Here is a 5,408-nt window from a genome sequence, read left to right as displayed (position 1 = left end):
CTCCTTCGAGGCGGCGTTGCGGCGCTCCTGCTTGACCTGCAACTCGCTGAGATGCGCGCGCCGCGCCTCATCGCTGGCGATCAGGCCGTCGACCGTGGATTGCGCGTCGCCGGCCGACCACGAGCGCTTCACCAGCGCATCGATCAAAGCCTTCGGGTTGTCGCGAATCCATTTGATGTCAAGCATGGTTGATCCGTCCTCAAAGTAAGGTTCGAGGGCGTAAACCGCATCCTTGATCGATGCAAGACAGACGGGGCCGCCTGCCGCGTTTTTCCGGCTTTCGCCTAACCTGGCGCCTGCGTTGAAGAAGCGTCCGGCGCCTTCTCGTCTACGGTCTTTCCGCTCTCGCTCGCCTCGCGCGCCAGCCGATCGCGCTCCTGGCTGCGCTCGATCAGACGCGAGGACCAGATAGCGACCTCATAGAGAATGATGGTCGGGACAGCGAGGCCGCACTGGCTCAACGGGTCGGGCGGCGTCAGCACCGCGGCGACGACGAAGGAAAGGACAATCGCCCATTTGCGCTTATCGGCCAGCGCCTGCGACGACAGCAGGCCGACGCGAGTCAAAAGGCTGGTCACCACCGGGAGCTGGAACACCAGGCCGAAGGAGAAGATCAGCGTCATGATCAGGCTGAGATATTCCGACACCTTCGGCAGCAGCGAAATCTGCACCTGGTCATTGGTGCCGGCCTGCTGCATGGCGAGGAAGAACCACATCACCATCGGGGTAAAGAAGAAATAGACCAGCGAGGCGCCCATCAGAAACAGGATGGGCGAGGCAATCAGGAACGGCAGGAAAGCGTTGCGCTCGTTCTTGTAGAGACCCGGAGCGATGAACTTGTAGATCTGCGTGGCGATCAGCGGAAAGGCGATCACCATGCCGCCGAACATGGCGAGCTTCACCTGGGTGAAGAAGAACTCCTGCGGCGCGGTATAGATCAGTTCGACCTTGTGTGGGTCGAGCCCCGCCCATTGCGTCGCCCATTTGAACGGGATGACCAGAAGGTTGAACAGGCGCCTGGCAAAGAAGAAGCAGACCAGGAACGCGACGAAGAACCCACCCAGAGACCAGATCAGGCGGCGACGCAGTTCGATAAGGTGCTCGATCAGCGGCGCCGACGATTTCTCGATCTCTTCCTTCTCTTTGTCCGAGACGCTCACTTGGCGGCTCCCGCCGTTTTCTTGGCGTCGGCGGCTTTTTTCCCGGCCGGCTTCTTCGCCGCAGCCGGCGCTGCCTTAGCCTTGGGCGCTACCTTCTTGGCGGGCGTCGCGGCCTTTGCTCCCGCCGGCGCGGACGTTGCCGCCGATGCCTTGACCGTCTTCACCGCTCCACCCGCAGCCTTCGTCTTCGATGTCGCTGCCTTTTTTGCCGGCTCCGCGGGTGTGGCGGTCTGGGCAACAGGCGCAGTCACTGAAGCGTCGCTCATGGCCGGGAAGATCGGCGCGGCCGGGGCCGCTTCGGTCCCGCTGGCGCCGGGCATCTCCGTCGCGCCGTTCTTGAGCGGCTCGGCGGCTTGCGGCGATGCGTCGGGCGCCGCCACATCGGCGGCCGGCTTGGGCTTCATCATCGTATCGACGCCGGCCCGCACGTCGGCTGCCGCCTGTTCGAACGGATTGAGCTGCTTGCGGATTTCGGTCATCGGATTGAGGCTCCGAAGGCTGTCGACCGAACTCTTGACGTCATCGAGTTCGGCTTCCTTCAGGGCGTCGTTGAACTGCTTCTGGAAGTCAGCCGCCATCGCGCGCAATTTCGCCGCGGTGCGGCCGAACGTGCGCAGCATGTTGGGCAGATCCTTCGGCCCGACGACCACGATCATGACGACCGCGATCACCAGCAGCTCGCTCCAACCGACTTCGAACATGGCAATCTATTCCGACTAGTGCATGCCGCCCAAAAGCGCGAAGCGGTTTTGGGCTAACGGCATGTACAAAGCAACAACCGGGCTCAGCTCTTGCTGACCTTTTCCTTGCCCGGCGAAACGGTCTCGTCGGCGCGGTGCTCGACGGTACGCTTGTCGTCGACGTCGTCGTCAGCCATGCCCTTCTTGAAGCTCTTGATGCCCTTGGCCATGTCGCCCATCAGCTCGGGAATCTTGCCCCGGCCGAACACCAGAAGCACGATGACCAGCACGATCATCCAGTGCCAAATCGAAAATGAACCCATTGCCTGTCTCTCTTGAATGTTTTCCCTCGGCGATGATCTATGCGTTTTCGCTCAGGGATTCAAACACAACCGCAGTGAAGTTGATAAAATGGCTGCCCGATGTCACGCACTTTCGGCGTCGGCGGCTTGCTACGAATCGGCGCAGTCCTGCCCTTGAGCACCCAAGAGCGGCTTTTTTGCGTCACTCTTCCGTGACGCGCGGGGTCAGCAATCCGAGTTCCTCGAGGTCGATATCGGTCAGCGCATCCTCGTCCTCGGTCAGCGCATCCGGATCGGCAGGCGGGACGGGCATCGAGAAATTGGACGGCATGCGCGTCGACAGGAGCCCGGCGCCCTTCAGCTCTTCCATGCCGGGCAGGTCACGGATTTCCTCCAGCGCGAAATGGTCGAGGAAGGCGTCGGTGGTGCCATAGGTCACGGGACGGCCGGGCGTGCGTCGCCGGCCGCGCATCCTCACCCATTCGGTTTCGAGCAGCGTGTCCAGCGTGCCCTTGGAGGTTTCGACGCCTCTGATGTCCTCGATCTCGGCGCGCGTCACCGGCTGGTGATAGGCAATGATCGCCAGCACCTCGAGCGCCGCGCGAGAGAGCTTTCGCTGCTGGACCGAGTCCCGGCTCATCAGGAACGCAAGATCGCCGGCGGTGCGGAATGCCCAGGCATCGCCGACCCGCACCAGATTGACGCCGCGCTTGGCGTAGATCTCCTGCAGATCGGCCATTGCCGCCGTGATATTGACGCCGTCGGGCAGGCGCGCCGCCAATTGCCTTTCGCTGACCGGCTCGGCGCTGGCGAATATAATCGCCTCGGCCATGCGGACAGCTTCCGACAACTGCAGCCGCTCGGCGAGGTTCTCGATAGAGCCCAGTTCGGCCGTCTCGTCTTCCGGTTCGTCGTCGACCTTGAACGGGATGACCGAAGCGTTGGCGCGTTCGCTCATGATACCACCTCGACTGCCTTGACCCCTTGCGCGCGGCCGCGCAGATAGATCGGTGCGAAAACCTGATCCTGCCGCACTTCCAGTTTCCCCTCGCGCACCATTTCGAGCGTCGCGGCGAAGGAGCTGGCGACCGCCGTCCGCTTCTCTTCCGGCGTCGCCAGATATTGGATCAGGAAGCTGTCCAGCGCGGTCCAGTTGCTGACCGTCCCGATCAACCGCGCCAGCACTTCGCGCGCGTCCTTAAGCGACCAGACGGCGCGCCGGGCGATCGTCACATTGTTGATCGCCTGCCGCTGGCGCTGTTGCGCATAGGCGGTCAAAAGATCGTAGAGCGAAGCCGAATAGGCGTTGCGCTTCTCGATGATGACCATTTCCGGCATGCCGCGCGCGAAGACATCGCGGCCGAGCCGGTTGCGGTTGACCAGCCGCGCCGCGGCATCGCGCATCGCCTCCAGCCGCTTCAGCCGGAATTGCAGCACCGCCGCCAGTTCCTCGCCGCTCTCGCCCTCTTCGCCTGGCTGTTTCGGGATCAGCAGCTTCGACTTGAGGAAGGCGAGCCACGCCGCCATCACGAGATAGTCGGCCGCAAGCTCCAGCCTCAGCGCCCTCACCTTCTCGATGAAAGCCAGATACTGCTCGGCGAGCGCCAGGATCGAGATGCGGGCGAGATCGACCTTCTGGTTGCGCGCCAGATGCAGGAGAAGGTCGAGCGGCCCCTCGAAACCGGCGACGTCGACCACCAGCGAAGGATCGCCAGTGAGGCGTGAATCGTCGTTCTCGGCCCACAGACGGTCCATCGGTGCGGCCTTCGCGGCCTTGCTGTCCAATGTCTCCGCCACTTGCCCTTCCATCCCTTCGGTTCAGGCCACCGCTTCGAAATAGGTGGCGAATTCCTCGCGTATCGCGGTTTCGTCGGCGACGTCGCGGCTCCTTATATAGGTCAGTGCCCGCTCCGCCCTCGCCAAGGACTTGCCTGCGAGGGCCGTCGTGCGCGACGCGATGCCGGACATTTCCTCGAAAACGCCGTTGCAGTGAAGAACGAGATCGACACCTGCCGCAAGGATCGCGGCCGCCTTTGACGGGAAATCCCCAGAAAGTGCCTTCATCGACGTGTCGTCACTCATCAGGAGCCCATCGAAGCCGATCTCGCCTCGGATCACCTCGCTCACAACCTTGGCCGAGGTTGTCGCCGGATTGTCCGGGTCGACAGCGCTGTAAACGACATGCGCCGTCATCGCCATCGGCAGGTGATTGAGCGCCTTGAATGGAGCGAAATCGCGTCGCCGTAATGCGGCGAGCGGTGTATCGACCGTCGGCAGCGCGAAATGGGTGTCGGCAAAAGCGCGGCCGTGGCCCGGAATGTGCTTCATGACGGGCAGGACGCCGCCCGCCATCAAGCCTTCGGCCGAAGCTCGGCCAAGCTCGATCACGGCATTGGGCTTCGTGCCATAGGCACGAGCGCCGATCACCTCGCTCGCGCCTTTGACCGGAACATCTAGGACCGGCAGGCAATCGGCGGTGACGCCATGGCGCAGGAGATCGAAGGCGTGCAGGCGCGCCAGGAGCCATGCGGCGCGGCGGCCGGCTTCGCGATCGTCACGCCAAAGGGCGCCAAGCGCGCCGCCTGCCGGATAGTTCGGCGCCAGCGGCGGCCGCAGCCGCTGCACACGGCCGCCTTCCTGGTCGATGAAGACCGGAGCGTCCGGCCGTCCGACACAGTCGCGCATCGAAGCGACCAGGTCGCGGATCTGCTCGGTCTCTCCGATGTTGCGCGCGAACAGGATGAAACCCCAGGGGCGTTCATCCCGATAGAAGCTGATTTCCTCAGGAGCGAGCGATTTCCCGGCACAGCCGAGGATCATGGATTTTGATTCGGTCATGAATGGAATCTTAGGGCTTTGGCCAAGCAAAGGGAATCACCCCTGGCCCGCGACGCCCGAACCGGAAAACCGTCCACAACGAAACGCCGGCGCGGCCTTGCGGCGGCGCCGGCGTTGAAACGATCTGGGACGATCAGCGCGAGACGAAGCAGGTGCCGCCGGCCGCCTTATAGCTGGTGCACAGGTTGATCGCGTCGTTGCGCGACTGCGCCGGAACCCGGACGCGGTAGAACGTGCCCTTGCCGGCGATCTCTGCCTTGACGATGTTAGCCTTGCGCCCGGAAAGCACGCTGCCGTAGCGGCGCTGCAGGTCCTGATAGGTCGACTGGGCGCTTTCAACCGTCGGCTGCGAGGCGATCTGCATCGACCACGAGCCGCTGCCTGCCGCCGCCGCCGGATCGATGGAAGCGACCTGGTCGGGCTTGACC

7 protein-coding genes and 1 pseudogene are annotated in these 5,408 nt (G+C 63.5%); all 8 read right to left on the bottom strand.

Going from position 1 to position 5,408, the window contains the following annotated elements:
- A pseudogene (locus EOA38_RS26900) lies at positions 1-186 on the bottom strand (serine--tRNA ligase); the annotation flags it as partial.
- Positions 187-284: 98 nt separating this feature from the next.
- Positions 285-1,160 carry a twin-arginine translocase subunit TatC gene (tatC, locus tag EOA38_RS26895; RefSeq protein WP_126093401.1) on the bottom strand — a complete coding sequence of 292 codons (876 nt, stop codon included), beginning with the start codon at positions 1,158-1,160 and terminating at the stop codon, positions 285-287.
- Entirely contained in the window at positions 1,157-1,861 is a 705-nt protein-coding gene (tatB, locus tag EOA38_RS26890) for a Sec-independent protein translocase protein TatB (RefSeq protein ID WP_126093400.1), read from the bottom strand. Before tatB ends, tatC begins: the two co-directional genes overlap by 4 nt.
- 83 nt (positions 1,862-1,944) lie before the next feature.
- Complete coding sequence (locus EOA38_RS26885; RefSeq protein WP_095815328.1) at positions 1,945-2,163, bottom strand: twin-arginine translocase TatA/TatE family subunit; 219 nt, start codon at positions 2,161-2,163, stop codon at positions 1,945-1,947.
- Between the two features lie 181 nt (positions 2,164-2,344).
- Positions 2,345-3,100: an SMC-Scp complex subunit ScpB gene (gene scpB / locus EOA38_RS26880; protein WP_126093399.1), complete on the bottom strand. Its 756-nt coding sequence runs from the start codon at positions 3,098-3,100 to the stop codon at positions 2,345-2,347.
- Complete coding sequence (locus EOA38_RS26875; RefSeq protein WP_126095872.1) at positions 3,097-3,897, bottom strand: ScpA family protein; 801 nt, start codon at positions 3,895-3,897, stop codon at positions 3,097-3,099. The genes scpB and EOA38_RS26875 overlap by 4 nt, the downstream gene beginning before the upstream one ends.
- A gap of 63 nt (positions 3,898-3,960) precedes the next feature.
- Complete coding sequence (gene nagZ / locus EOA38_RS26870) at positions 3,961-4,980, bottom strand: beta-N-acetylhexosaminidase (RefSeq protein WP_127300658.1); 1,020 nt, start codon at positions 4,978-4,980, stop codon at positions 3,961-3,963.
- Positions 4,981-5,113: 133 nt separating this feature from the next.
- The coding region (locus tag EOA38_RS26865) for an SPOR domain-containing protein (RefSeq protein ID WP_145966076.1) at positions 5,114-5,408 on the bottom strand (295 nt) is incomplete at its 5' end.

This window comes from Mesorhizobium sp. M1E.F.Ca.ET.041.01.1.1, from assembly GCF_003997355.1.
Taxonomy (GTDB): Bacteria; Pseudomonadota; Alphaproteobacteria; order Rhizobiales; family Rhizobiaceae; genus Mesorhizobium.
Note: the sequence above shows the minus strand (reverse complement) of the source record. Positions and strands in the feature narration are given on the sequence as shown.